This is a genomic window from Methylobacterium mesophilicum SR1.6/6 (assembly GCF_000364445.2).
Lineage (GTDB): Bacteria > Pseudomonadota > Alphaproteobacteria > Rhizobiales > Beijerinckiaceae > Methylobacterium > Methylobacterium mesophilicum_A.
In genome coordinates this window covers 4,501,830-4,528,269 of record NZ_CP043538.1, presented here as the reverse complement: position 1 = coordinate 4,528,269, position 26,440 = coordinate 4,501,830, and the positions used below count along the sequence as shown (strand labels likewise).

Sequence of the window (26,440 nt, the reverse complement as noted above, 5' to 3'; positions counted from 1 at the left end):
GTCCGCCGCGCTCAGGCGGTGCGGACCATCGCCAGGAAGGTTTCGACCTCCATCCCGAGCTGTCCCGCCTGCCCGGCCATTTCCGCGGCCGAGGCCAGGACCTGCGCGGCGGCCGCCCCCGTGTCCTCGGCGGCGCCGGCAACGTCGCTCGCGTGGACGGTGGCGGACTGCGTCCCGGACGCCGCCTCGGCGACGTTGCGGACGATCTCCTGCGTGGCCGCGCCCTGTCGCTCCACGGCCGCGGCGATCGAGGCGGCCATGGCGCTGATCTCGCGGATGCGGCCCGCGATGCCGCCGATGGCGTCCACGGCGTGACCCGTAGAGTCTTGGATCGCCGTGATCTGAAGCGCGATCTCGGCCGTGGCCCGCACGGTCTGATCGGCCAGCGCCTTGACCTCCGCGGCAACCACCGCGAAGCCGCGGCCCGCCGCGCCGGCGCGGGCGGCCTCGATGGTCGCGTTGAGGGCGAGCAGATTCGTCTGGCTGGCGACGGCCGCGATCATCTCGACGACGCGGCCGACGCGCTGGGCGGCGGCGCTGAGATCCTGGACCACGCGCGCCGTCTCGGCCGCCTCGCCGACCGCGCGATGCGCCAGATCGGTCGATGCGCCGGCCTGACGGCCGATCTCAGAGATCGACGACCCCAGCTCCTCCGCCGCCGTTGCCACTGTGGCAACGTGGTTCGAGGCCGCCGCGGCGGTCGCGGCCGCGCTGGTCGACCGGCCCGCCGTCCGCGTCGCCGTCGCGGTCAGACCCTCGGCCGTCGCCCTGAGGCGCCCGGCCGCCTCCGCGAGCGAGCCCGTGATCCCGCCGACGGTGGCCTCGAACCGCGCCGCGAGGTGCTGCGCCGCCTGCCGGCGCTGCGCCTCGGCATCGGCACGGGCCTGCGCGGCCTCCGCCTCCAGGGCTCGGGCGCGCAGCATGTTGCCTTTGAACACGTGCACGGCGGCCGCCATCGCGCCGATCTCGTCCCGACGACCCACTGACGGGAGCCGGCACTCCGCGTCGCCGTCGGCCACGCGGCGCATCGCCGCCGTCATCTGTGCGAGCGGCCGCGACACCCCGAGGGCCGCGTAGAGCATCGCGGCCGACGCGATCAGCAGCGTGGCCATCAGGATGATCTGCGTCCACCGTGCGGCGCTCGCTTGGCTCTCCCGGGCCGCGCGGCCGGCCTGGTCGACGCGCTGGACGTGGAAGTCCGCCAGCGCGTGCGCCGCCGCCAGGGCGGCGCCGTAGCGGGTGTTCATCGCCCCGCGGTAATAGGCCATCGCCTGCTCGCGCTGATCGAGCGAGAAGGCGCGCAGGCGGTCCCAATCGTAGCCCTGCAGCTTCAGCTTGGCCACGAGATCGTCGTAGAGGCTCTGCTCGTCGGGCCCGGTGACCAGCGCGCGATAGGCCTCCACCTGCCTACCGCGCTGCGCGATGAGGTCGTCGACCTCCTTCCGGCTCGCCGCCCGCTCCGACTCGGTGTCCGCCGTCGCGAAGCGGACCTGCAGCAGCCGTCCGCGAACAACCAGTGCTTCGACTCTCTGAGCAGCATTCATCGCTGGAAGAGCCGTATCGAGCAGCTCCCCGAGACGACCGTCGATGAGTTTCAACTTGTAGAAGGCGATGCCGCCCTGGACGGTCGCGGCCAACAGCAGCATGAAAACGAGAGCGCTCAGTTTCCGGCTCAGTTTCATGCGTGGCGACTCTTCCGAGCTTGTCCGTTGATCGCCATGATGCATGGCCTGAACTGACTGGCAAGGCGGTTTGTCGCGGCGGACGACTGCAAGGGCCTCCGGCGCGGGTCCCGCGCTTGCATACGCGGGCGAACCCGGCCAACAGGGCCGGTCATGTCCTCAGGAGCGGCCTAGCCCCACCCGCATCGTGTACGTCCTCACCGACATCGCCATCTCGAACTGGTACCTGATCCGCCGCGAGCAGATCCGCCTGCGCGGCGCCGCCGCGCTCGTCGGGCCTACCGGCGCTGGCAAGTCCACGATCTTCGACGCGGTCGGCACGGTGCTGGCCGGCAACAACGCCAGCCGCCTCGCGCTTAACGCCTCGGCGTCCGGGCGCAGCGCCCGCACCGTGCGCGACTACTGCCTCGGCTGGATCAGCGACCCGGCGGAGGGCGGCCGCCCGACCCGGGAATCCTGCGAGACCGTTCTGGCCCTCGTCTTCGAGAATCCCGCCTCGGGCCGCGTGATCACGGTCGGCCTCGCCCTGGCAGCCCGCGCGGTGGAGCCGAAGGAGACGGTGCTGTCGCGGTTCATCGCGGTCGGGCACCGGTTCGAGATCGCCGACTATGCCCGCACAGCGCCGGGGGGCAGCTTCACCGCGCCGTGGACCGAGATCGCCGCGGACCTGCGCGCCCGGGCGGCGAGCTTCACCGAGTACCGGACCTCCGGCGAGCGCTTCACGTCCGATGTCCTGGCCACCCTGCGCGAGGGAGCCCCCGCACCGGATCCGCGCCACTTCCTGCGCAGCTTCGCCAACGCGGTGGCGTTCAAGCCGATCTTCGACACCAGCGCCTTCGTGCGGGCCTTCGTCCTCGACCCGGAGCCGCTCGATGTCGAGCGCGTGCGGCTCTCCATCGCCAACTGGCGCCGCCTCCTGGAGACGATCGCCGAGCTGGAGAGCCGCCTCGCCCGCCTGCGCCGCCTGCGCGACCGCTACGACGCCTGGAGCGAGGCGGTGCTCGCCACGGCGACGCACGAGTTGCGCGCGGCCTGCGCGGAGCTTCGCCGCCGCAGCCTCGACCTCGTCGCCGTCCGGACGCGCCTGCGCGAGGGCGCCGACACCCTGCGCATCGCCCGGGAGCGCGTCGCCGCGAGCCGCGGCCACGTGCGGGAGATCGACGGCGAGATCGCCGAGAAGAAGGCCCTTGCCGCTTCCAGCGCAGCCGAGGGCCGGCTCGCCGCCTCGACGCTCGGCCTCTCGATGCTCGACCGCGACCGGAAGGAGCTGGTCGCCCGGACCGCGGATCTCGTCGGCCTCGTGGGCCAGATGGGCAAGCTCCAGCCGGTGGCGCCGATCCTGCGCCAGGCCAGCCCGCAGGCGGCCCGTCTCGCCGAGGCCTGCGCCCGCGCCGGCCTGCGGCGGGAGGCGCCGCCGGAGGAGAACCTGCGCGCCGACGGCCCGCTGGCCGAGCTGGTCGACGGGCTCGCGCGGCTGCCCGAATTCGACGAGGCGCTGGAGCGCGCCGCCGAGGACGCGGCGCTGAAGGCGCGCGCCCAGGAGAGCGAGGCCGAGCGCACCGCACCCCGCACCGGCGCGGGCCCGGCGGCGCGCCTGTCCTCCGACACGGTGGCGTTCCGCGGCGAGCTGGCACGCAAGGGCATCGAGGCGGTGCCGATCTGCGAGCTGGCCGAGATCGTCGATCCGGCCTGGGGCCCGGCCCTCGAAGGACTGCTCGGGCGCGCCCGCGAGGCCCTGGTCGTGGCGCCGGACCGGCTGAACGAGGCGCTCGGCGTCCTTCAATCCGGCCGCGACCGGTTCCACCGCTGCATCCTGGTCAAGACCACCGACACCGCCAAGCAGCGGGCACGCCGCTACGATGACGGGCCGCTCACCGTGATCGAGACCAGCGATCCGCACGCGGAGGCGTTCCTCGGCGTGCGGCTCGGGGGCTACGATCTCGCCCGCGACGATGCGGAGCTGGCGCGCCTCGCCCGGGCGGTCGCGCCGAGCGGGCGGACCACGGCCGGCATGGCCTACTCGGTCACGCGCAGCGTCGACTTGCTCATGACCCGCGGCCATCGCGGCCCGACCGCCGACGGGCGCAAGGCCCACGAGGCCGCGGTGGCCGAGGCGCGGCGGCTGCGCGGCGAGGCCGCGGTGCTGCGGGAAGCGGCCCGCACCGCCGCCGCGATTCGCGCCCGCATCGCCCGGGGCCTCGACGATGTCGAGGCGCTGCGGGCCGAACTCGACGGACTCGACGGGCGGCGCCGCACGCTGCAGACCGAGCGTGCCGACATCGAAAAGCGCGACACGGCCGGGATCGCCGCCGAGATCGCCGCGCTGACTGCGGAGCGCGCGGGCTACCTGCGCGAGCTGTCGGAGGAACTGGAGCCGAAGCTCGACCGCCTGCTCGCCGACGAGGCGGCCCTGCGCGCCCGGCTGGTCACCATGCGCGAGGCGGCCCGCGCGGCGCTGTCGGGCCGGCGCGCGGCCCTGCGCCAGCTCATGGGCGGCGATGCCGCCCGGGTGCGCCTCGCGCGCGCCGAGCCCTTCGACCCGACGGTGATCGTCGAGGCGCGGCGGGCCCTGGCGGGCCTCGACGCCAAGGCCGCCGGGTCACGGGCGACCGCCGAACGCGGCCTTGCCCGGGAATCCGCCGAGGCGGCCCGCTCGCACGGGCGCATCGCCGAGCGCGAGCTGGCGGAGGCCTGCGCGGCCTGGCGGGTGGAGAACCCGCTGAACGCGGGCGACGCGCCGGCGATCGACGGCTTCGCCTGGGTCCGGCGGGAATACGAGGCCGTCGAGGGGCACGAACTGCGGCGCTACCGGGCGCAGGCCGAGCGGGCCGAGGTCGAGATGCGCCGCCTCATGACCGAGGATCTGCTGACGCGCCTCGCCGACCGGTTCGAGCGGGTCCATGCCCGGTTGGAGGCGCTCAACGAGCGCCTCTCGGCCCGCAGCTTCACCGGCCAGATCTACGCGTTCGAGGCCGCGGTGGACCGCCGCTACGCCGCCGTCCACGCGCTGGCCACCGAGACCGCGCGTTCTCCGGAGGCCGCCCAGGCGCTGCTGGCCGGCGAGGCGGAGGGTCCGATGGCGGCGGCGCTGGAGGAGATCACCGCCCTGATCGCCGGAGACGAGGATGCGGGCCGCCTCGCGGATTACCGCAACTACTTCGTCTACGAGATCGGCATGCGCGACCGTGCGGGCAACCGCACCACCATGTCGGCGCGGGCGCTCCGCGGCTCGGGCGGCGAGGCGCAGGCGCCGTTCTACGTGGCGATCGCCGCCTCATTGGCGAGCGCCTACTATCCGGGCGATCGGCCGGGTGACGAGAACCCCGGCCTGGGCCTGTGCCTCCTCGACGAGGCGTTCTCGAAGCTCGACGTGCGCAACAGCCAGGCGCTGGTCGATCTCTACCGGGCCTGGGGGCTGCAGCTGCTGATCGCCGCCCCCGAGGACAAGCGCACGACGCTGACCGAGGTGATGGACACCATCGTGACGGTCTACAAGAGCCCGGATCTAACCTCCGTCCGGATCGAGGCCGAGCATCCGCTGGAAGCGGCGCGGCGCGCGCTGCACGCGATCAATCCCGATCAGGTCGGGATCGAGGGATTCCGGCAATCGGATGCGGCGGAGTGAGCCCGGCAGGCCAAGCGCCCGGTCACGTCCGGTCATGTCCAGTGTTGTCGCTTCAGGCTCGCCGCCGCGTTTCGGGCTGACCGGGCCGGGCCCGGACGCCGACGGGGCGGTGAAGCCGGCGGGCGAACGGGCATCTCGGGGCGCCTTCCGCGATGCCCTATGATCAGGTTTCGAAAACCGTATTCATTTGACCGGATGTCTACCAAAAGTCACTCCATGTTAATCCTCAATCTGCAACTTTTAGATGTAGTCTCCGGATCGAGGAGCGGCCTGCCCTGAGGGCCGCATCGCGACAGCCGATCCGCCAAGCGGAAGCCGCACTTGCCATGTTCGCTGCCCTGAATTCCCGTGAAGCGCATGCCAAGCTCGCGGCTCTCGACCGCGTCCAGGGCGTCATCGAGTTCGACCTCACCGGTCGGATCCTCTCGGCGAACAGCAACTTCCTCGATGTGGTCGGCTACACGCTGCCGGAGATCGTCGGCCAGCACCACAGCCTGTTCATGGATCCGGTCCAGCGCGAGACGGCGGACTACCGGGCCTTCTGGGAGCGCCTGCGGGCCGGCTCGTTCGAAACCGGGCAGTTCCAGCGGGTCGGCCGCGGCGGTCGTCCGATCTGGATTCAGGCCTCCTACAATCCGATGCTCGACATCCGCGGCCGGCCCTACAAGGTGGTGAAGTTCGCCACCGACATCACCCGGCAGCGGACCGAGGAGGCCGACCGGGCCGGGCAGATCGCGGCGATCCACAAGGTTCAGGCGGTGATCGCGTTCGATCTCGACGGCACCGTGATCGAGGTGAACGACAACTTCCTGGCCGCGATGGGCTACGGGCGGGAGGAGGTGGTGGGCCAGCACCACAGCCTGTTCGTCGAGCCCGGCTATCGCGAGAGCGAGGCCTACCGGGCGTTCTGGGCGGCCCTGCGGAACGGCACCTATCAGGCGGCCCAGTTCCGGCGCCTGGGCAAAGGCGGCCGCGAGATCTGGATCCAGGCCTCCTACAACCCGATCCTCGACGCCGCCGGTCGGCCCTACAAGGTGGTGAAGTTCGCCACCGACATCACCGACCAGGTCCGGCTGCTGTCGGATCTTCGTGTCATGATCGACCGGAATTTCGGCGAGATCGAGCACGCCGTGGCTCATTCCACCGAGGCTGCCGTGCTGGCTTCTTCGGGCGCGGACTCGACCTCCGGCAACGTGCAGACCGTGGCGGCGGCGGCCGAGGAGCTGGCGGCTTCCGTGGCTGAGATGTCCCAGAGCATCGTTCGCTCGCAAGGAGCCACCGACACCGCCTATGCCTGTGTCCAGGACGCGGACGGCCACACCAAGCGGCTGGCCGACACGGCCACAGCGATGACCGGCATCGTCGGCCTGATCCAGAACATCGCCGGGCAGATCAACCTGCTGGCGCTCAACGCTACGATCGAGGCGGCCCGGGCCGGCGAGGCCGGGCGCGGCTTCGCGGTCGTCGCTTCGGAGGTGAAGGCGCTGGCCGATCAGGCTGCCCGCGCTACGGGGCAGATCAACGGCGAGATCGCGAGCATCCAGCGGGTCTCGCAGGAAGTGGTCGGGGCGCTGGGCTCGATCGGCGCCTCGGTCTCGGTGATGCGCGAGACCGTGGTGGCCACTGCCGCCGCCATCGAGGAGCAGAGCGCGGTCACCCGCGACCTCGCCGAGAGCATGCAGAGCGCGGCGGGCGCGGTCACGGCGATCACCGGCAATATCGGGGCGATCGTCCAGTCGGTGGCCGACGTCTCGCGGGCGGTGGATACGACGCGCGAGGCCGCCAAGGTTCTGGCGCGCTGACCGGAGCGCGAGCGTCGCGTCGGGGCCATCGCAGATCGCATTAGACGATTTCGCTCGCCCTGGATCGATTGCCGGATCGATCCGCCTGTCATTCCCGGGCTCCGCAGGCGAGCCCGGAATCCAGAACCACAGACAGCGCAAGTCCTTGCGCGCCAGGCGTTTCTGTCCTCCGGGCTCCGCTTCGCGAGGCCGGAAAGACGAGGTTGGGGTTTGGCCGTCGCTGCAGAACCCCAACTCCTCTCAGCGTCGGGGCCACTCTGAAGCCCGTGGCGAGCGCCGCTCTTAAGGCAGCGCTTGAACCAGCTCTCGGAAGCGGTTGCCGCGGATCTCGAAATTCCGGAACTGATCGTAGGACGCGCAGGCCGGCGAGAGCAGGACCACCGGCTCGGGCGCACCCGAGGCGGCGGCGTTCTCGGCGGCCTTCGGGACCGCCACCTCCAGCGTCTCGCAGCGCGTGTAGGGAACCGCCCCCTCGAGGGTCGCCGCGAAGGCATCCGAGGCCGCGCCGATGAGGTAGGCGTGGGCGACCCGCTCGAAATATGGCACCAGCGGGAAGATGCCGCCGTCCTTGGCCTTGCCGCCCAGGATCCAGTGGATGTCGCGGAAGGCCGTGAGCGCCTTCTCGGTGGAATCCGCGTTCGTCGCCTTGGAATCGTTGACGAACAGCACGTGGCCGCGCCGCCCGACTTCCTCCATCCGGTGCGGCAGGCCCGGGAACGTGCTCAACCCGGCCTGTATCTGCTCGGCCGACAGGCCGAGGGCACGCGCCACCGCGACCGCGACGGCCGCGTTCTGCCAGTTATGTGCGCCTCGGAGAGAACCGATCCCGTTCACATCGGCGAGCGGCGTGCCGTCCGGTTCTTGGATGATCCCGTCGCGGACCGTCAGGGCATCCGTACAGAGTGCCTCGGCGTGCGGGACGTGGACGCGCACGAGGTCGCCCTGGTGCCGGTCGGCGATGGCGCGGCTCGGGCCGTCGTCGATGCCGACGACCGCGAGGCCGGCCCCGCGGATCAGCCGCTCCTTGATGGCGGCGTACTGCTCCATCGTGCCGTGGCGGTCGAGGTGGTCCGGCGTGATGTTCATCAGCACGCCGACGCTCGGGTCGAGGCCCGGCGTCAGGTCGATCTGGAACGACGACATCTCGACGACGTGGACGCGGTCGGCGGACGGCGGCTCCAGCGACAGGATCGCGGTGCCGATATTGCCGCCCATCTGCACGTCGCGGCCCGCCCGGGCGAGGACATGGGCGACGAGGGCGGTGGTGGTCGATTTGCCGTTGGTCCCGGTGATCGCCACGAACGGCGCCGCCGGCGCATGCGCCCGCCGCTCCCGGCAGAACAGCTCGATATCGCCGATGATCTCGACGCCCGCCTCCCGCGCGAGCCGGACGCTCCAGTGCGGTTCGGGGTGGGTCAGCGGCACGCCGGGGCTGAGCACGAGGGCCGCGAAGCCGGACCAGTCGGCCTCGCGCAGGTCCTGCGTCTCGATCCCGGCCTCGCGCGCGCGGGCGAGGCTGTCGTCGTTGTCGTCCCAGGCCCGCACGCCGGCCCCGCCCGCGTTCAACGCCAGCGCCGTGGCGAGACCGGAGCCGCCGAGCCCGAACAGGGCGACAATCTTGTCCTGGAAGACGGTAACGGGTGTCATGCGGAACTCTGGATGCGGCAGGGCAGGCCGCTGCTCCAATCCTCCGCCTCATCCTGAGGTGCCCGCGTGCGGGCCTCGAAGGAGCCCTCCAGCCGGCCGCGCGATCCCTGGAGGGCTCCTTCGAGGCCTTCGCTCCGCTTCGGCGCCTCAGGATGAGGGTCAGGACGGGGTCGGCCGCTCAATACGGACGTCTAGCACATTTTTCAGCGGAGCTTCAGCGTCGCCAACCCGGCAAGCGCCAGGATCACCGCGATGATCCAGAAGCGGATCACGACCTGCGGCTCCTTCCAGCCCTTCTGCTCGAAATGGTGGTGGATCGGCGCCATGCGGAAGACGCGCTTGCCGGTCAGCTTGAACGACGCGACCTGGATGATCACCGACATCATCTCCAGCACGAACAGGCCGCCGACGATGGCCAGCACGATCTCATGCTTGGTCGCCACCGCGATCACGCCGAGCAGACCGCCGAGCGCCAGGGAACCGGTATCGCCCATGAAGATCTGGGCCGGCGGCGCATTGAACCACAGGAAGCCGAGGCCGGCGCCGATCACCGCGCCGCAGACCACCGCGAGTTCGCCGGTGTCGCGGACGTAGTTCACCTGCAGGTAGCTCGCGGTGAACGAGTTGCCCACGAGATACGCGATGAACCCGAAGGTGCCGCAGGCGATCATCACCGGGACGATGGCGAGCCCATCCAGCCCGTCGGTCATGTTCACGGCGTTGCCCGCTCCGACGATCACGAAGGCGCCGAACAGGGCGTAGAACAAGCCGAGGTTCAGGAGCGCGTCCTTGAAGACCGGGAAGGCGAGCTGGTTCTGGAGCGCCGCGGGCGAGTAGACCGAGATGATCGTGCAGGCCGCGATGGCGATCATCGCCTCCAGTGACAGCCGGAACTTGCCGGAAAAGCCTTTGTGCGACTGCTTCGTCACCTTGAGGTAGTCGTCGTAGAAGCCGATCGCCCCGAAACCGAGGGTGACCGTCAGGGTCACCCAGACGTAGTGGTTGCGCGGGTTGGCCCAGAGCAGGATTGCCACCACGGCGCCCGCCAGGATCATCAGGCCGCCCATGGTCGGCGTGCCGCGCTTCGTCAGTAGGTGCGTCTGCGGCCCGTCCTCGCGGATCGGCTGGCCCTTGCCCTGGCGCAGGCGCAGCAGCGAGATGATCCAGGGTCCGAACCAGAACACGAACAGGCCCGCCGTGAACAGCGCGCCGCCCGTGCGGAAGGTGATGTAGCGGAACACGTTGAACGGCGTGAAGGTGCTGCTCAGTTCCGAGAGAAGATAAAGCATGCGGGCGCTCGGCCCCTTTGTTCAGGCACGGGTTTCAGGGGGCGGTGCCGACCGTTGACCAACGCTCGGGCCCGCCGGTCACGGGGCGGTCGCCAGGGCGCGCCGCGTCGGGTCGACCGCGTAGCGGGCTTTCAGCGCCTCGACAATCCGGCCCATGCGGCTGCCGTTCGAGCCCTTGATCATCACGGCGTCGCCCGACCGCAGGGTCCGGGCCAGGGGCTCGATCAGGTCTGCGGAGGTGTCGGCCACGGCGCCGCGGCGGCTCACCGGCAGGGCCTCGAACAGGTGGCGCGTCAGGGGCCCGGCCGTGAACACGAGGTCGATCCGGGCGGCCTCGATCGCCTCCGCGAGGCCGCGGTGCAGGTCGGGCGCGGCGGCGCCGAGTTCCAGCATGTCGCCCAGCACCGCGATCCGGCGCCCGCGTGGGCCGGTCTCGATGCCCGCCAGCGTCGCCAGCGCCGCGCGGACCGCGACGGGATTGGCGTTGTAGCTCTCGTCCACGAGGTAGGCGGTGCCGCCGCCGATCTCGAGGGCGGTGCGCTCGCCGCGGCCCGCCGGCGGCGCCAAGCTGCCGAGGGACAGGGCGGCGCGGGCTAGATCGGCCCCGAGGCTGTGGGCTACCGCCATCACGCCGAGGGAATTGAGCGCCGCGTGCCGTCCGGCCGTGCCGAGCTTGTAGGTCACGGGTTGCCCCATCACCACCGTGTCGACCACCGACAGGTCGGGACGCAGGACGATCTTCAGGGCGCGCACGTCGGCCTCCGGGTGCTCGCCGAAGGTCACCACCCGGCCCGCGCGGGAGGCCTGCGCATGGGCGGCGAGCCGGTCGAAGTGTGGGACGTCGCGGTTGATCACGGCCACGCCGCCGGGCTGCAGTCCCGAGAAGATCTCGCCCTTGGCGTCCGCGATGGCGGCCAGCGAGGCGAAATGCTCGATGTGGGCGGGCGCGATGATGGTGATCAGCGCGATGTCGGGCCGGACCTGGGCGGTCAACGGCACGATCTCGGCCCCGTGGTTCATGCCGATCTCGAACACGCCGTAGCGTGTCTCGCGCGGCATCCGCGCCAAGGTCAGGGGCACGCCCCAATGGTTGTTGTAGGAGGCCGCCGACGCGTGGGTCTCGCCCTGCTCGGACAGGACGTGGCGCAGCGCTTCCTTGGTCCCGGTCTTGCCGACCGAGCCGGTAACCGCCACGACCTTGGCGTCGGTGCGGGCGCGGGCCGCCGCGCCGAGGCGGACCATCCCCGTCAGGACCGGGTCGGGACCGTCCGCCGGCACCGCAAGGACCGGTCCGTGCGCCGCGAGATCCGCCGCGCGGGCCTCGTTCACCACCGCGGCGCCGGCGCCGCGGCCGAGGGCGTCGGCGACGAAGTCGTGACCGTCGCGGGCCTCGCCGCGGATGGCGAAGAACAGGTCGCCGGGCTGGATCGTGCGCGTGTCGATCGAGGCGCCGCCGATCGCGCGGTCCGCGCCGATCAGGCGTCCGCCGGTGGCGGCTTCGAGTTCCGCGCGGGTCCAGAGTGCGGTCATGGTCAGCCCCCTGTCGCCGTCAGGCCGCGGTCCCGGTGATCGCGGCGCGCAGGACCGCGTGGTCCGAGAACGGCAGCGTCCGATCCCCCACGATCTGGCCGGTTTCATGACCCTTGCCGGCCACCACCAGCACGTCGCCGGGCCGGAGCCGGCCAACGGCGCTGCGGATCGCTTCTTCCCGGTCTCCGATCTCCTCGGCCCCCGGCGCCGCCGCCAGGATCGCCTGCCGGATGGCGGCGGGCTCCTCGGTGCGGGGATTGTCGTCCGTGACGATGACGTGGTCGGCGAGCCGCTCGGCGATCGCGCCCATCAGCGGACGCTTGCCCCGGTCGCGGTCGCCGCCGCAGCCGAAGACCACGACCAGCCGCCCCGAGGCGAACGGCCGGAGCGCGGTCAGCACGCTCTCCAGCGCCTCGGGCTTGTGGGCGTAGTCGACGAGGCAGAGCCCGCCCCGCGCCTCGCCGATCCGCTCCATCCGGCCCGGCACGCCGGTCAAGTGGTCGAGGGCCGCGAAGACACCGTCGGGATCGGCGGCACCCGCTGGCGTAGCCAGCGCGAGGCCTGCGGCCACCAGCGCGTTCTCGACCTGGAACTCGCCGACGAGGGGCAGGCGCAGATCCCGGGCGCGGCCCTCGAACATGACGCGGACGCCCTGCGCGAAACCTTCGGTCCGGACGGATTCGACGTGCAGATCCCGGCCGCCGCGGCCCACCGTGCGCACGGGCCGTCCCGCGCCCTCGGCCGCGGCGATCACGCGGTCGGCATAGGCGCCGTCGGCGTTGACGATCGCCGGGCATCCGGCGGGCAGCAGATCCGTGAAAAGTCGAAGCTTGGCCGCGAGATACTCCTCGAGGCTCGCGTGATAATCGAGGTGATCCCGGCCGAGATTGGTGAAGCCCGCGGCGTCGAGGCGCACGCCGTCGAGCCGGCGCTGCTCGATCCCGTGCGAGGACGCCTCCATGGCGAGGTCGGTGATCCCCTCGGCGGCGAGGCGCGCCAGCGTCCGGTGCAGCGTCACCGGGTCGGGGGTCGTCAGCGAGCCGTACTGGGCACCGCGGTTGGTGACGATCCCGACGGTGCCCAGACTCGCCGCGTCGCGGCCGAGGCGCGCCAGGATCTGGCGCACGAAGTCGGCGACCGAACTCTTGCCGGCGGTCCCGGTCACCGCCACGACGGTCCCGGGCTGCGCCCCCGCGAGGCGGGCCGCCGCGAGCGCCAGGGATCGGCGCGCATCGGCGACCGGGATCCAGGCGACGGTCTCGGGCAGGTCGGCGGGCCGCGCCCCCTCCCCGGCCACCGCCGCGGCGCCGCGCTGCGCCGCCTGCGCGGCGAAGCGGCGCCCGTCGGCCTTCGTGCCCGGCACGGCGACGAACACGGTCCCGGTGGCGACCTGCCGGCTGTCGGCCGTGAGGTCCGAGACCCTGAGGTCTGATACCGGGCCGGCGGCCTCGGGGAACAGGTCGGCGAGACGGGCGCTCATGCCTCCAACCTCACGGGCCGCCGAGCTGGTTGATGTGGTAGGCGTTCAGCTTGACCATCTGGGGGAACGGCCTCGTCGGCGGCTCGAATTGCGGCGGCAGGCCGAGGATCGGCGCCACCCGCTCGATCACCTTGCCGGTGACCACGCCGGAGTTCCAGGCCGCCGTGGCGTAGCCGCCCGATTCCGGCAGGCCCTGCGGCTCGTCCATGATGGTGACGAACAGGTACTTCGGATCGTTCATCGGCGCCGCCGCCATGAAGGTCGTGAACAGGCGGTTGTGGATGTAGCGGCCGCCGATGACCTTCTCGGCCGTGCCGGTCTTGCCGCCCACGAAGTAGTACGGGATCGCCGCCTTCTTGGCCGAGCCCTCGGAGGCGTTCAGGCGCATGATGTAGCGCATCGCCTCGGAGGTCTGCGCCGACAGGACATGGGTGGACCGGGCCTTGTCGTCCGGGTTCGCTTTGAGGAATGTCGGGGTGATCAGGTCGCCGCCGTTGGCGATGGCCGCCACCGCCGCCGCCGCCTGGATCGGCGCCACCGCGATGCCGTGGCCGAACGCGATGGTGATGGTGTTGATCTCCGTCCAGCGGGACGGGACGATCGGCGCCGCGCTCTCCGGCAGCTCCGTGCGCAGCCGGTCGAGCAGGCCCATCTTCTTGAGGAAGGCCTTGTGCCCGGTGACGCCGACACCGAGCGCCATCTTGGCCGAGCCGATGTTGGACGAGTGGGTGAACACCTCCGGCATGGTGATGACGCGGTTGGTGCCGTGATACTCGTGGATCTTCTGGCGGCCCCAGTTCAGAACGCCGCCGCGGGTGTCGAAGGTCGAGTTGACGTTGTACTTGCCGGAATCGAGCGCCATCGCCAGCGTCATCGCCTTGAAGGTCGAGCCCATCTCGTAGACGCCGACATTCATCCGGTTGATCCGGTCCGGCGAGAGCGCGTCCTTCGGATCGTTCGGATCGAAGTCCGGCATCGAGACGAGCGCGATCACCTCGCCGGTCTTCACGTCGAGGATCATCGAGGCGCCGGCCTTGGCCTTGAAGTGGTCGATGCCCCAGGCCAGCTCGTCGCGCACGGCGAACTGCGCGCGCAGGTCGATCGACAGCTGCACCGGCTTGAGGTCGGCCTGCTTGTTGACCAGCCCGAAGCTGTTGAGCGCCTGCAGGCCGGTGGAGTCGATGTACTTCTCCATCCCGGCGATGCCGACGCCGTCGAGGTTGGTCGCGCCCAGGATGTGGGCGGCGGCGGTGCCATTCGGGTAGACCCGCTTGTGGTCGGGCAGGAAGCCGATGCCCGGGATGCCGAGCCGGTGGACCTCGGCCTGCTGCTTCGGGGTCAGTTCGCGCTTCACCCAGACGAAGCCCGCGCCGCTCCGGCCCTTGCGGGACGCCAGCTTGGCGCGCAGCTCCGTGGCGTTGAGTTCCGGCAGGACCGCGGTGAGCAGTTCCACCGCCTCGTCCTTGTCGTAGATGTTGCCGGGCTCGGCGAAGACCGAGACCGTGCGGATGTCGGTCGCCAGGATCTCGCCGTTGCGGTCGACGATGTCGGGCCGGAAGGCGGTCGAGGAGGCGGCCGCGACCCGGTGCTCCTGGCTCGGCGGATCCCCGAAGATCGCCATCATGAGGAGCTTGGCCGAGATCGTCCCGAACACGCCGACGAAGACCAGCCCGACCAGGGCGACGCGCATGTGCGAGCGCTCGATGGCCAGGCGGAACATGCTGCGCACGAACGCCTTGGCGCGGTCGGCCCGCGACACCGGTTCGAGGGCCACCTCCTCGATGGGGCGCGGCGCGGTCGCGGCATGCGCCCGCGCGGCGGCCTCCAGGATCGCGGCCTCGTGCTCCGACACGCCGGCCTCGGCCGGCTCCGCCGCGGCGGTCGCGTCTAGGGTCAGGTCGACATCTTCGGACACGGGCGACTACCTCGAAGCCGTCGTCGGGGTGCGGGTCGTGGTGACGGTGCGGGTGATCGCGCCGGTGGTGCGCGGCTCGATCGAACCCTTGTCCTTGGGCGTCGCCGTGGCGGCGAGCAGCCGGCCGATCTCGTCGCCGCGCTCGGGCCGGGCGGGCAGGTCCGAGAGGCGCGCCAAATGGCTTGTGCCGATCGGCTCCAGCGCGAGGTGCTTGTCGACGGCCGCCTGGAGGCGGTCGGGCCGGGTGAGGAGCTGCCACTCGGCGCGCAGCACCGCAATCGCCTGCCGCTCGGCGTGGAGCGCGGTCTTCAGCTTCGACACCTGGGCGCCCTGATAGAGCGTGTCGTACTTGATCGAGTAGGCGTAGATCGCCGAGGCCACGAGGCCGGCGACCGCCAGGAGGTTCAGGAGGCGGATCATCGGCGCTGGCCCCCGCGGGCGGCATCCGGCAGGCTCGCCAGGACGGTGAGCGCCGCCAGCGGTTCCGGCACGTCGGATTCGGTGCGTTCCGCCGCCCTCAGCTTGGCCGAGCGGGCACGCGGGTTGCGCGCGGTCTCGGCCTCGCCCGGCAGGACGGGACCCTTGGTGACGGGGCGGAAGCTGCGGACCGCCTCGGCCGCGGCGCCGGGCAGGTGGCGCGAGCCCTGCGCCGACCGGCCGCTCCGCGCGGCGAAGAACTGCTTGACGATCCGATCCTCCAGCGAGTGGAACGTCACGACCGCGAGCCGGCCGCCGGGCGCGAGCACGCGCTCGGCCGCGTGCAGGGCGCGCACCAGTTCGCCGAGCTCGTCGTTGACGGCGATGCGCAGGCCCTGGAAGGTCCGCGTCGCCGGGTGGATGTGGCTGCCGGGCTCCGCCCGCACGACGCCGGCGACCAAGTCGGCGAGCTGCGCGGTGGTCTCGATCCGTCCCCGGCGGCGGGCCTCGTGGATGGTCCGCGCCACCGCGCGCGAGCGGCGCTCCTCGCCGTAATGGTAGATGATGTCGGCGAGCACGGTCTCGTCGGCCTCGTTGACGAGGTCCGCGGCGCTCGGACCGTCCGCGCCCATGCGCATGTCGAGGGGGCCGTCGTTGCGGAACGAGAAGCCCCGCTCGGGCGCATCGAGCTGCATCGACGAGACGCCGATATCGAGCACCACCCGGTCCACCCGCGCGATGCCCGCGTCGGACAGCAGCCTGTCGAGGTCGCCGAAGCGGCCCGGCAGGAGCCGCAGACGGCCGCCGGCCTCCGCGACCAGGTCCTGACCGCCCGCAATTGCCGTGGGGTCGCGGTCGATGGCGACGACCTCCAGCGCCGGGTCTGCCGCCAGGAGCGCCCGGGTGTAGCCACCGGCCCCGAACGTGCCGTCGACCGCGATACCGCCCTCAGTCCCGAGCGTCTCGACGACCTCGTCGAGGAGCACCGGAACATGCGGCTGTGTCGATGCTTCGGCGGCGGTGCCGGGTCGGGTCGACCGCTCGGGCGACGGGCGGCGCCGGCTCATGCGCGCCTCGTCGGCGCGGTGCGCAGCGGGTCGGGATGGCGTCGCCCGCCGGTGATGCGGGCGCGGATGCGGCTGGTGCGTCTCATGGTGCCCTGTGCCGGGCCGCGCGGGCGCGGCGCGCGTGACGGGAACGGCACCGGATGCGGAGCGCGCAAGACGCCGCGCACGGACGGGACCTGCACGGTGGCAGGGAGCGCCCGGCGATCCGATACACGCCGTTGACGGGAGGATGCCGGGTATCATGGGCCTCGGAGGATCGTCAACGCACGGGCTTGGCGCTGCCGCGCGGACCGATCTGACCCCGGCAAGGTTAACCGAAGGTTTTCGCCGCGCTGGAATCTTCCGGCGCCGCGCGCTCCGGCGCGCCTGTCGGGGGGCGCTAAGGCTCTGACCGGAAAAGACTTATCATGGCGTGGATCAGCCGGCCTGTAAGCCGGGTTCTGTAGGGCCGGCACGCTCGCGCGCACCGACGTGGCGGCCATTCCTCTGGGACGGTCGTTGCCGACCGCCTCGAGCAACCAACCCGGGCGACTGGCCTGGAGAGCCGGCCTGCCCTTCTCGCGAAGGGCGCGCCGCCCCTATTCGGTCTTGCTCCCGGTGGGGTTTGCCATGCCGTCCGCGTTGCCGCGTCCGCGGTGCGCTCTTACCGCACCCTTTCACCCTGACCCCGGACGGGTCCGGGGCGGTCTGCTTTCTGTGGCACTGTCCCTGGGGTTACCCCCGCCGGACGTTATCCGGCACCGTCTCTCCATGGAGCCCGGACTTTCCTCCCCCGACGCTCGCGCGTCGGGAGCGGCCGCCCGGCCGGCTGATCCGGGCGCAGATGCGCCCGCGGCGTCGTCCGGGTCAAGAGCGCGGGCCGGTCACCAGGTGCCGGTGTTCTCCATGGAGGTCCAGGGCTCCTGTGGCTCCTTGGCGCCGCCCTTCTGGAGAATCTCGATGGAGATGCCGTCCGGCGACTTGACGAACGCCATGTAGCCGTCGCGGGGCGGCCGGTTGATGGTCACGCCCTTCTCCTGCAGCTTCGCGCAGAAGGCGTAGATGTCGTCGACCTGATAGGCGAGGTGGCCGAAGTTGCGCCCGCCGGTGTAGGTCTCCGGATCCCAGTTGTAGGTGAGTTCGATCAGCGGCGACCTCGTCGCCGCCGCGCGCTCGGCGTCGCCCGGCGCGGCCAGGAACACGAGGGTGAATCGGCCCTTGTCGTTCTCGACGCGGCGGACCTCCTTCAGGCCGAACGTGTCGACGTAGAAGGCGAGCGCCCGGTCGAGATCGGTCACGCGGACCATGGTGTGCAGAAATTCCATTTTGGCGGTATCCCGTTGTTTTCAGTGAGTTTTTTGCGGGTTCTGGCAAGAAACTGGCGCGCTCGCCCCTGCAAGGCGGGAGCCGGACACAGGCTATCGATCCTCGCGATAGCTAGCGCCGGGCGGTGTGGAAGGTAGGCCGGATTCGGAAGCGGGCGCGAATCATCCGCCGCTCTCTTGCCAGGTCGGATTGGACAGTCTGGTGGACGTCTCGCCGATCTCAAACGTCGGTCCCGTTGGCTAACCATCTGATGGACGACATGTTCGATTGACGGCCGCATGCGTGGGCTGATCAGGAGGAAGGCAAGTGGTCTCGTATATGTGCCGATATCTGCACCGCAGAGCTGGCCTTCTTTCGTGGCGGCAGGACCGGAACCACGCGCCCGGAGCTGGCCGAAAGCAGCTGATCCGCTTCAGCGATCCTTCGCCAAAAAGACAGACAGGCCACAACCCTATGCAGGGATGACATTTTCAGCGTCTGACGTGATCGCAAAAGCTGTTCATTTTGGATTCGTCTACTCAAATTCAAAATTCTGGGAGCGAACTCGAACAAACTCCTTATGCCATCGTCTGTCGGGGTTGCGCGCATCCTCTGATCGTCATGCACGGGTAAAATCGCTTGCCTGACTATACTGGCGCAACGTCAGTTCGCATGTCACGCTGCATGTTTCTCGGCTTGAGGTGGCCATCCACGAAGCTGCCGGCCTCCGCGAGAGCCGCGCGCCCCTCCGCAAGGTTCGGGAAGAACAGGTGCCAAGCGTGGATCATCGCGGGCCAGATGCGAAGCGTGACGCTCACGCCCGCGCTGCCGGCCGCGCCGGCCAGACGCACCGCATCGTCGAGGAGGGTCTCGTCCGAGCCGACTTGGATCAATGTCGGTGGCAGGCCCTTCAGATCGGCGTAGAGGGGCGAGGCCAGCGGGTTCTGGGGATCCGCGCCGTTCAGATAGGCCTCCGCAAGTTCGGCGAGATAGAGGCGCTGGATCATGGGATCCGCCGCCGCCTTCGTCCTGTAGCTGTTGCCGCGCAGGGCCAAGTCGATCCAGGGTGAGGAAAGCCAGAGACATCCGGGCAGCGGGTCGCCCGCCTCTCGCAGGCGCAACGCGGCAGCGACGGCGAGGCCGCCGCCCGCGCTCTCTCCGCACAAGGCGATCCGTTCGGGCGAGATCCCCTGCTTCAGCACGAACCGGTAGCCCGCCACCGCGTCGTCGAGGGCGGCGGGGAACGGGTGCTCAGGGGCGAGACGGTAGGCGAGTGCCAGGGTGCGGACGCGGGCTTCCTGCCCCACGCGCGCAACGACGTGGCGATGACTGGCCAGGGACCCAGCCATGTATCCGCCGCCGTGAAGGAAAACGAGGACGCGCTCGGGATCGCCACTTGGGCAGAGTGTCCACTCACCCGGCACGCCGCCCGCATCGACGGGGGTAACGCGGAGGCCGGGTGGGAGCGCATCGGGTCGGCCGAAGCTGTCGAGCCGGGCGCGCCGCGCCGCGAGATCCGCCGGCCTTGGCTGCGCCCGCAGGAAAGCCCGGATCGCATCGATCTCGCTGCCCATTGCGGTTCCGCCCTCTACAGCATGAAGCGATCGAAGAAGGCCGCGAGTTCGGTGCCGGCGTCGAGGGGCAGCACATGCGCGACGTGCTGGTCCGGCCGCACGACGACGATGCAACCGTCCGCCCGCCGGATGCCGCGAAGTGCGAAGATATCGCCGGCTTTCGGATCCGGGCAGAAGACCTTCTCACAGTCGACGAGGCCGTAACGCCCCTTCGACGGTCGCAGCAGCGGAGGCGTTGCTCCCAGAACCACCTGACGGTGATCCTGCTGCAGGATCGCCCGCACGTCGATGACGGAATCGATGTCGGCGCCCGCGGGCGTGAACCGCCGGATAGGCGCGTCGTCCGCTTCGGCCAGGTACGTGCACAGGGCGCGCAGTCGCGAGGACTGCGCGTCGGGCGGCGCCGGATCTGCGAACAGGAACAGGCGCCAGCGGCCATCCGCCTTGACGGTGTGACCGAGCTGGAGGGGCTTGGCGTCGGCGAGCCGGATCACCGGCGCCGAATGTAAGCGCATCCCGATCGTGAAGCCCTCGGCGAGGTTCTGGTGTGTCGGCTGGCCGGTGAGGAGGGACGGTGGGTAGCAGGTCTCGGTGCCGGCGGTGAAACGGCCATGCTTGACGAAGTATCTCTCGAACTCGGCCGGATCGACGCCGTCGCCGCCCGTCGCGCCGGATGGCCTGGGCGGGACGCTGAACATGCGGGCGAACGCGCGGTCGAAGTCGATGAGTTCCTGGGCGACGGCGCGGCGCTCCGTCGAGTAGGTCTGGAGGATCCGCGGTGTGCACTGCCCGCGGATCACGGCGGCGAGCTTCCAGCCGAGGTTGAAGGCGTCCTGCATCGAGACGTTCATGCCCTGACCGGCTTTCGGGCTGTGCGTGTGGCAGGCATCGCCAGCGATGAAGATCCGGGGCGAACGAACTTCACGGTCTGCGGGACCGACATCATCGAAGGCTTCGCAGAGCCTCTGCCCGATTTCGTAGACCGACCACCATGGGACTTCCTTCACCTCCAGCAGGTAGGGGTGCAGGATGCGTCGCGCCGCCGCGATCAGGTGATCGACCGTCACCGCGTCCCTTGCCAGGCGCCGGTTCACGTCGAGCTTGTCGAGCTCGATGTACATGCGCACGAGGTAGCCACCTTCGCGCGGGATGATCAGGAGGCTGCCCTCGTTGGCGGAATGGATGGCTGCCTTCAGGCGGATGTCCGGAAAGGTCGTCACGGCAAGTACATCCATGACGCCCCACGCCTGATTGGCGGAGTCTCCGTGCACCGTAAGGCCCAGAGCGCCACGCACGGCGCTGTGCGCCCCATCGCAGCCGACGACGTACTGCGCGCGTATGGTCTCGATGGCTGGGGTCTGCGAAGCGTCGATGCGTTCCAGCCTTACGGCGACCGGGTGGTCGGAGCCGCTCGGTGTCTCGATGCCGTCGCCCGCTTCGGCGTCCGTGAGCGCCAAATCCAGGAAGCTGCGTCCGTAGCTCGGCTCCAGGCGGGTCGGCGCGTTCTGCATCGTCGTGAGGAAGAAGTCGTGGACCCGCGCCTGGTTCATGATGACGTGCGGGAACTCGGACAATCCGTCCTCCGTATCCACGATGCGGCCGGTGCGGGTGATCACGTCCGGCTGACTGGGGTCAGGGTTCCAAAAGCAGGTTTCGTTGACCCAGTACGCCTCCTTGAGGACGCGCTCGCTGAAGCCGAAGGCCTCGAACATCTCCATTGTCCTGCAGGCGATCCCGTCGGCTTGGCCGACGAGCAGGCGACCGCGCTTCCGATCGATGATCCGGGTTGTGATGTCGGGAAAGGCCGCCAGTTGCGCAGCGAGCGTGAGACCGGTTGGTCCGCATCCGACGATCAGGACGTCGACCAGTTCCGGCATGACACCATCCGGGTGCGGAGCCTTTCCTGCCGCTGATGATTCGGCGATCGCCGGATCCCCGGACTTGTAGCCGTTGAGATGGAACTGCATCCGCGCAAATTCTCGGCCTGCTGACGGGGGCCTTGGACGGTCTTCAGCGTCGGATCCGTTTCGGCACCTTCATCTAAACACAGTTGTAGCGAGGGCGACAGTCTCACGGCCTTTCCAGATCAGTGTCCTGCAATGTAAGGGACGCACAATCTGTGATGTCCGACAGCGGCCGGCGCCTTGAGCGCAGCGCGCATGAAACGCGATCTCGCCCAAGGTCGCTTGCAGTGCTACGGCACGGGTTTCTAATTTTGGGACTAATACAGCCAACTGATCCCAGGCGCCTTCCGCATTTGCCTTACGCCTAGACGGACCCGCACGGCCGCCACAATTGCCGAACCCGCCTGCCCGGACTTGGCCGCTTCTGTTGAAAAACTCGCGTGTTGCGGCGGTCCTCGTGAGGTGTTTCATTCCTGTCGAGAGACGGAGATCGAAGCAGATGATGGGACCTCGGCAAGTCGAACAGGGTGCCCTGTTCTACGAGTTCTCGCTCGATACCCACGTCCCCGTCGACAATCTGCTGCGCGCTAGTGATCGCTTCGTTGACCTGTCGGACCAGCGCCCGCACGGTCTCGCGATCGATTGGCCCGGTCGCTCCCAGAAAGAGGACGCGGCGCCGCTCCGCGCCTTCCGGCCGATCCGTGGGCATGAACCCTTTAAACCAACGCTTCGCCATCCTGGCGCGACGGCGACGACTGCGATGCCCCGCCTTAGCGTTGAAAGTGGTGCCTTAACGAGGTCGACAGGGGCCTCAGCGATCATCTGTACGGGCAACCGAGCCGAAGCGCGAAGCCCGGCATGCGTCCGCCGCCCGGTCCTCCCACGGGCGGTCTGGCCGCTCGCGCCAGCACGCGCGGGCTGCCGGACCTCGCCTCCAGGGCTCTCCTCCAGGGTGGGCCGGGCCCCCGTTCCTTGGCGTCTCGAACCGTCTCGAGCCATCGGGCGACAGACCCTCATCGGTCTCGCCAAGCTTTGCTGATCTGATCCATCAGCGGCTTCGTCAGATAGGACAGCACCGTGCGGTCACCGGTCTTGAGAAAGGCGTCGACCGGCATGCCGGGCACGAGCCGGATCTCGCCCAGACGCACGCGCTCGCTGTCGGAGACCCGGATTCGCGCCTTGTAGAAGCTCAAGCCCGTCTTCGGATCCTGCGTCACGTCGGCCGCGACGCGATCCACGAGCCCGCTGATCTCAGGCGTCGTGCGCTGATTGAGCGCCGAGAAGCGCAGGGTCGCGAGCTGATCGATCTGCACGTGGTCGATATCTTTTGGCTCCACCCGGACCTCGACCGCGAGCTCGTCCGCCTCGGGGACGATCAGCATCGCGGGTTCGTTGGGTGTCACGAGTCCGCCCACCGTGTGCACGGTCATCTGGTGTACGACGCCATCCTGCGGCGCCCGAAGATCGGTTCGCCGGAGTTGGTCGAGGGCGGCTGTCCGCTTCTCCTCGTATTCCGACCACTTGCTCCGGATCTCAGTCAGATCCCTGCTCACCTCGTTCCGCATGTCCTCATCGACCTGCATGATCTGCAGCTCGACCTCGTTGATCTTGCCCTTGGTCTGCGCGAGCGAGGCGGCTAAACGGCCGCGATCTCCCTCCAGTCGCGCAGCTTCGCGTTCGAGGGAGGTAAGGCGCGGGAGCTGGACCAGGTTCTTCTGCCAGAGCTCGCGGATGCCTTTCAGCTCTTGGTCCACTGCGGAGACTTCCCGCGTCTTCGCGGTCATCTGATCGTTGATCCCGGCAATCTCCTGGCTAAGCTGAGCGATGCGTTCGCGCAGCTGAGCCTTGCGACCCTGTCGCGCCTTGCCGCGCGCCAGGAACAAGCGGGTCTCGCTGTCGATCAGGCGCGCGACCGCGTCGTCCGAGGAGGCGCGGGCCTGGAGATCGGAAGGGAAGTTGAGGGCGATGTCGCCGTCGCGCTCCGCCTCCTCGCGCGTCCGCTTGGCCGCGAGCGCGTCCATCGCGCGGAAGACGGTGTCGAGGATCGCCCGTGGCTGCGTCTCGTCGAGCCGCACGAGGATGTCGCCGGACCTGACGTGGTCGCCTTCGTGCACGCGAAGCTCGCCCACGATCCCGCCGATCGGATGCTGGACCTTCTTCACGTCGCTCTCGACCACGAGCCTTCCGGACGCGATGACCGCGCCGCCGATCTGCGTGAAGCTTGCCCACCCGCCGACGCCGCCGACGAGCGTCGTGACCAACAGGGCGGTGAAGCGGACCTGCCGTCGGATCGCCGCCCGGGACGCGTGACCGAGGGGCGGTGACGTATGCTCTGGTACGACGCGCATCGGAATGGCGGTGGGCATCCTGTCCCCCTTGGGTGTGAAGCGGTCATGACAGCCCGACGCGATGGGCGCGTGTGCGGCGGACCGGGACGGCGGGTTGGACCGGTCTCGACTGGAGGAGATGTTGTCGTACGTGCGTGCCGCGGGTCCGTGAGCCAGGTCACAGAGCGGAGTGGGGTCCGATCCCGGCGTCGCGCTACGGGAGGGTCGCGGCGAAGCGGTGCATGATGACTGCCCGGCCGCCGCGCACGACCTCGAAGGTCGCCACGTAGGTCCCCGCGCGAAAGCCCTCGGTCGGACGCCGCCTCCCGGCGAAGACCAGGGATTGCGCGCGTGGATTGGCGAGCGGCGGCAAGCGGTTCTCAGCGAGGATCTGTCCGTCCGGAGCCCGCACGACGAGACGCTGCACGTCGCCGGCCTCGAGGCTGATCGCCCGGACCCAAGCGACGAGGGTCTCAGCGCGTGCACCGATGGGACTGGCGGCGTCGGCCTCGACGGCAGCCATCGTCACGGGGCCGTCCGAGAAGCCGGCGTTGAGGACCGTTCCGGAACGGTAGCGAAGGCTCGCCCCGACCGACTCATCCCAGAGGCTCGCGTCGCGGCCGGCCTGGGCTGAATTCTCGATCGCGAAGGGATCGACGGGCCGACCGGCCTGGCGAACGGTGAAATGGAGATGCGGAAACTCCGTTGCGCCGGAGAGGCCGACATGACCGATGACCTGACCGGCCGTCACGGCCTCGCCGGGCCGTACCGTCACACTGCCCTGAGCCAGGTGGCAATACTGGGTCTCGTACGCGTCCGCATGCGCGATGACGAGCCCGTTTCCGCACTCGACGCCCGCAACCTTCGCCATCCCGGTGTCGCGGACCGAGACGTCGGGCGCGCCGTTGCGGACGCGGAGCACGGTGCCGGCGGCCGCCGCCCGCACGGCGCCGAGCGGACCCGCCGCGGCGGCCGATGAAGGTAGGCGGAGGTCCGTTCCGTCATGCTGATCGTAGGTTTGCGAACCGCCGGTGTAGTCGCGGGCTGAGGGACCGGGATCGCGATCGACGTAGTGCTGGACGAAGCAGGTTCGGCCCGGTTCGCAGGCGAGCGGAAGCTGCAATCGAAGTGGATCGGCACCTGCTCGCGTCGACCCAAGGATCGTCACGAGGAGGCAGGCGAAGGCGCGCGACGCTCGCATGATCGGTTCACTTTCCAGGAAGTTTGACGTGATGGTCTCTGGGGAGCCGAGGGGGATCGCCCTGCCCTACCCGGGCGAGACGCCGAGACGCTTGGCGACCTCGCCCGGCGAGGAGCGGCGGGCTTCGCGGCTGCCGGCGGACGCGGAAACGGCCCGCTTGAGGCTACCGCTGATCCAATTCGGCGGCAGCAGGTCACCATCCGCGGTGACGATCCAGGGCTGCCGGTCGGGATGGGCTAGGACGGCGGCCGCCGCAGCGATCGCTTCGCGCAGGCTGGCGAACTGCATCGGTTGCCGTGAGAGGAAGCGGGCCGCTCCGGCGTGCCAGACCTTGAGGGACGCGGGACGTTCGAGGGTTTCGACTTCCATCGCCCGGATTCCTTGTGCGGTGGCGGCGCGCGGCCCCCGAGGGGATCCGGCGGCCTCAGGTGCAGGTCACCTGCTCCTGTTCAGGCCCTGAATCTTCCACTCGCTCGGGCCGAGGACTGTGAGCGACATCACCGAGTCGGGCGCGAGGACAGGCGTCGGGAAACGCATCCGACGGTCACGGTCGGCCCGGTTCCACGCGCAGGCATCCCGCGCAGCAAAGACTGGATCTCCTGTGCGGAGCGACAGCCGCTCCGGCCATTTCGATCGGATCGCGCGAGGCGTCTGCCGTGGCCGCCGGCCGGGATCGGCGCCGCTGGTCGGCACAGCCCGGCAGAGCCGAAACATATCGACCGCCGGAAAGCCGCGGAGCCGACGTGATCCCGATCACAGTTCGCCGCGGCACTGGCGGTTCATATCGGTCCAACGACACGCGGCAGACGCGAGACCGCCACCGCGATGCAATCGCCGAAGCCTATTCAAGGAGACCGGTCATGTTCGAATTCTTGAAGAAGAGACTCCGGGCGCAGTCTTCCAAGCGGGTCACCGAAGTGGGCTGGACCATCGCCGATACCAAGGCGGCCATGATCTGGGACGACCCGGAGCCGTTCCGGCGAGACCTCGGCCGGGCCGCCTCGGCCAAGTCGGTCCAGGGTTGCCCCGCAGCGATCGATTTCGACGCCCGTCACATCGTGATCCGGTGCCCCGTCGACCTCCATCTGCGCATCAGCCTCGAGGAGGGCCGTGCGCCGGTCCTGGAGAACGTGGACGGCGCCCGCAGCACGATCCGCCCCAAGCACATCGGTCAGATGGTGAGCATCGTGAACCCGGCCGAATGGCGCGATCCGAAGCGGCCGATCCTTCAGATCATCACGCCCTACCTCTTCCTCTCGGACGAGGTCGCCTACATCAACCAACTGCCGCCGTTCCTCGACTATCAAGCCGACCCGCTTCCAGGGACGCTGATCAGCGGCCGCTTCCCAGTCCACATCTGGCCGCGTCCCCTGATGTGGGCCTTCGAGTGGCATGATACTTCGAAGAACCTGATCCTGCGCCGCGGCCAGCCCTGGTTCTACGTCCGCTTCGACACCCTTGATCCCTCGAAGCCGACGCGCCTCGTGGAGGCGGAAATCACGCCGCAGGTGCAGCGCTACATCGACGAGATCAGCGGCGTCACGAATTACGTGAACCGCACCTACGCGCTGTTCGAGCGGGCCAAGCGGCGGCGCCCCGAGCAGTTGCTCGTTCCGCGCACGGACCGGAAGGCGTCTCGTTCAGCCGCCAAGTGCCCGATGGCCGCCTGAGCGCGCCGGGACGAGCCTGGACAAGC

General features: G+C 69.9%; 17 protein-coding genes and 1 other RNA gene. 3 read left to right on the top strand and 15 right to left on the bottom strand.

Translation table 11 applies throughout. The features are described from left to right. Positions 1-11: 11 nt before the first annotated feature. On the bottom strand, positions 12-1,682 hold the full coding sequence (locus MMSR116_RS21505) for a methyl-accepting chemotaxis protein (RefSeq protein ID WP_010687260.1): 1,671 nt from the start codon (positions 1,680-1,682) through the stop codon (positions 12-14). Between the two features lie 187 nt (positions 1,683-1,869). Here MMSR116_RS21505 and MMSR116_RS21500 point away from each other — a divergent pair, with 187 nt between their 5' ends. Beyond that, complete coding sequence (locus MMSR116_RS21500; protein ID WP_010687261.1) at positions 1,870-5,307, top strand: SbcC/MukB-like Walker B domain-containing protein; 3,438 nt, start codon at positions 1,870-1,872, stop codon at positions 5,305-5,307. 326 nt (positions 5,308-5,633) lie between these two features. After that, a complete protein-coding gene (locus tag MMSR116_RS21495) occupies positions 5,634-7,109 on the top strand; it encodes a methyl-accepting chemotaxis protein (RefSeq protein WP_010687262.1) in 1,476 nt (491 codons plus the stop codon). A 282-nt stretch (positions 7,110-7,391) separates the two neighbouring features. On the opposite strand, the gene murD is transcribed toward MMSR116_RS21495, so the two are convergent. The 14 genes from murD to MMSR116_RS21420 form a co-directional block, all read right to left on the bottom strand. Then, positions 7,392-8,756, bottom strand: coding sequence for a UDP-N-acetylmuramoyl-L-alanine--D-glutamate ligase (gene murD / locus MMSR116_RS21490; RefSeq protein ID WP_010687263.1), 1,365 nt, complete (start codon positions 8,754-8,756; stop codon positions 7,392-7,394). A 203-nt stretch (positions 8,757-8,959) separates the two neighbouring features. Then, positions 8,960-10,045: a phospho-N-acetylmuramoyl-pentapeptide-transferase gene (mraY, locus tag MMSR116_RS21485; protein ID WP_010687264.1), complete on the bottom strand. Its 1,086-nt coding sequence runs from the start codon at positions 10,043-10,045 to the stop codon at positions 8,960-8,962. Between the two features lie 78 nt (positions 10,046-10,123). Beyond that, positions 10,124-11,575: a UDP-N-acetylmuramoylalanyl-D-glutamyl-2,6-diaminopimelate--D-alanyl-D-alanine ligase gene (locus MMSR116_RS21480; RefSeq protein ID WP_010687265.1), complete on the bottom strand. Its 1,452-nt coding sequence runs from the start codon at positions 11,573-11,575 to the stop codon at positions 10,124-10,126. A gap of 19 nt (positions 11,576-11,594) precedes the next feature. Next, complete coding sequence (locus MMSR116_RS21475; protein ID WP_010687266.1) at positions 11,595-13,055, bottom strand: UDP-N-acetylmuramoyl-L-alanyl-D-glutamate--2,6-diaminopimelate ligase; 1,461 nt, start codon at positions 13,053-13,055, stop codon at positions 11,595-11,597. A 10-nt stretch (positions 13,056-13,065) separates the two neighbouring features. Further along, positions 13,066-14,970 (bottom strand): peptidoglycan D,D-transpeptidase FtsI family protein, encoded by a 1,905-nt coding sequence (locus tag MMSR116_RS21470; protein ID WP_010687267.1) that lies wholly within the window; start codon positions 14,968-14,970, stop codon positions 13,066-13,068. Between the two features lie 6 nt (positions 14,971-14,976). Then, positions 14,977-15,390 (bottom strand): cell division protein FtsL, encoded by a 414-nt coding sequence (gene ftsL, locus MMSR116_RS21465; protein WP_010687268.1) that lies wholly within the window; start codon positions 15,388-15,390, stop codon positions 14,977-14,979. Beyond that, positions 15,387-16,454 (bottom strand): 16S rRNA (cytosine(1402)-N(4))-methyltransferase RsmH, encoded by a 1,068-nt coding sequence (rsmH, locus tag MMSR116_RS21460; protein ID WP_083920331.1) that lies wholly within the window; start codon positions 16,452-16,454, stop codon positions 15,387-15,389. The genes ftsL and rsmH overlap by 4 nt, the downstream gene beginning before the upstream one ends. Positions 16,455-16,867: 413 nt before the next feature. Next, an RNA gene (rnpB, locus tag MMSR116_RS21455) (RNase P RNA component class A) lies at positions 16,868-17,266 on the bottom strand. Between the two features lie 51 nt (positions 17,267-17,317). Next, a complete protein-coding gene (locus tag MMSR116_RS21450; RefSeq protein ID WP_010687270.1) occupies positions 17,318-17,758 on the bottom strand; it encodes a VOC family protein in 441 nt (146 codons plus the stop codon). Between the two features lie 627 nt (positions 17,759-18,385). Continuing rightward, a complete protein-coding gene (locus MMSR116_RS21445; protein WP_010687271.1) occupies positions 18,386-19,312 on the bottom strand; it encodes an alpha/beta hydrolase in 927 nt (308 codons plus the stop codon). A 14-nt stretch (positions 19,313-19,326) separates the two neighbouring features. Continuing rightward, on the bottom strand, positions 19,327-21,279 hold the full coding sequence (locus MMSR116_RS21440) for an FAD-binding monooxygenase (RefSeq protein ID WP_010687272.1): 1,953 nt from the start codon (positions 21,277-21,279) through the stop codon (positions 19,327-19,329). Positions 21,280-22,229: 950 nt separating this feature from the next. Then, positions 22,230-23,582 carry an HlyD family type I secretion periplasmic adaptor subunit gene (locus MMSR116_RS21430; protein WP_010687273.1) on the bottom strand — a complete coding sequence of 451 codons (1,353 nt, stop codon included), beginning with the start codon at positions 23,580-23,582 and terminating at the stop codon, positions 22,230-22,232. Between the two features lie 175 nt (positions 23,583-23,757). After that, entirely contained in the window at positions 23,758-24,666 is a 909-nt protein-coding gene (locus MMSR116_RS21425) for a M23 family metallopeptidase (RefSeq protein ID WP_244625506.1), read from the bottom strand. Between the two features lie 144 nt (positions 24,667-24,810). Next, on the bottom strand, positions 24,811-25,113 hold the full coding sequence (locus tag MMSR116_RS21420) for a hypothetical protein (RefSeq protein ID WP_010687275.1): 303 nt from the start codon (positions 25,111-25,113) through the stop codon (positions 24,811-24,813). Positions 25,114-25,487: 374 nt separating this feature from the next. On the opposite strand from MMSR116_RS21420, the gene MMSR116_RS21415 reads away from it, so the two are divergent. After that, positions 25,488-26,414 (top strand): hypothetical protein, encoded by a 927-nt coding sequence (locus MMSR116_RS21415; protein ID WP_158169092.1) that lies wholly within the window; start codon positions 25,488-25,490, stop codon positions 26,412-26,414. Positions 26,415-26,440: the final 26 nt, after the last annotated feature.

What these genes read in the sequence shown, in the direction of transcription:
- MMSR116_RS21505 (WP_010687260.1), bottom strand. Translation starts at nt 1,682, where the DNA reads ATGAAACTGAGCCGGAAACTGAGCGCTCTCGTTTTCATGCTGCTGTTG.
- MMSR116_RS21495 (WP_010687262.1), top strand. Translation starts at nt 5,634, where the DNA reads ATGTTCGCTGCCCTGAATTCCCGTGAAGCGCATGCCAAGCTCGCGGCT.
- murD (WP_010687263.1), bottom strand. Translation starts at nt 8,756, where the DNA reads ATGACACCCGTTACCGTCTTCCAGGACAAGATTGTCGCCCTGTTCGGG.
- mraY (WP_010687264.1), bottom strand. Translation starts at nt 10,045, where the DNA reads ATGCTTTATCTTCTCTCGGAACTGAGCAGCACCTTCACGCCGTTCAAC.
- MMSR116_RS21480 (WP_010687265.1), bottom strand. Translation starts at nt 11,575, where the DNA reads ATGACCGCACTCTGGACCCGCGCGGAACTCGAAGCCGCCACCGGCGGA.
- MMSR116_RS21475 (WP_010687266.1), bottom strand. Translation starts at nt 13,055, where the DNA reads ATGAGCGCCCGTCTCGCCGACCTGTTCCCCGAGGCCGCCGGCCCGGTA.
- ftsL (WP_010687268.1), bottom strand. Translation starts at nt 15,390, where the DNA reads ATGATCCGCCTCCTGAACCTCCTGGCGGTCGCCGGCCTCGTGGCCTCG.
- rsmH (WP_083920331.1), bottom strand. Translation starts at nt 16,454, where the DNA reads ATGAGCCGGCGCCGCCCGTCGCCCGAGCGGTCGACCCGACCCGGCACC.
- MMSR116_RS21450 (WP_010687270.1), bottom strand. Translation starts at nt 17,758, where the DNA reads ATGGAATTTCTGCACACCATGGTCCGCGTGACCGATCTCGACCGGGCG.
- MMSR116_RS21445 (WP_010687271.1), bottom strand. Translation starts at nt 19,312, where the DNA reads ATGGGCAGCGAGATCGATGCGATCCGGGCTTTCCTGCGGGCGCAGCCA.
- MMSR116_RS21440 (WP_010687272.1), bottom strand. Translation starts at nt 21,279, where the DNA reads ATGCAGTTCCATCTCAACGGCTACAAGTCCGGGGATCCGGCGATCGCC.
- MMSR116_RS21430 (WP_010687273.1), bottom strand. Translation starts at nt 23,582, where the DNA reads ATGCCCACCGCCATTCCGATGCGCGTCGTACCAGAGCATACGTCACCG.
- MMSR116_RS21420 (WP_010687275.1), bottom strand. Translation starts at nt 25,113, where the DNA reads ATGGAAGTCGAAACCCTCGAACGTCCCGCGTCCCTCAAGGTCTGGCAC.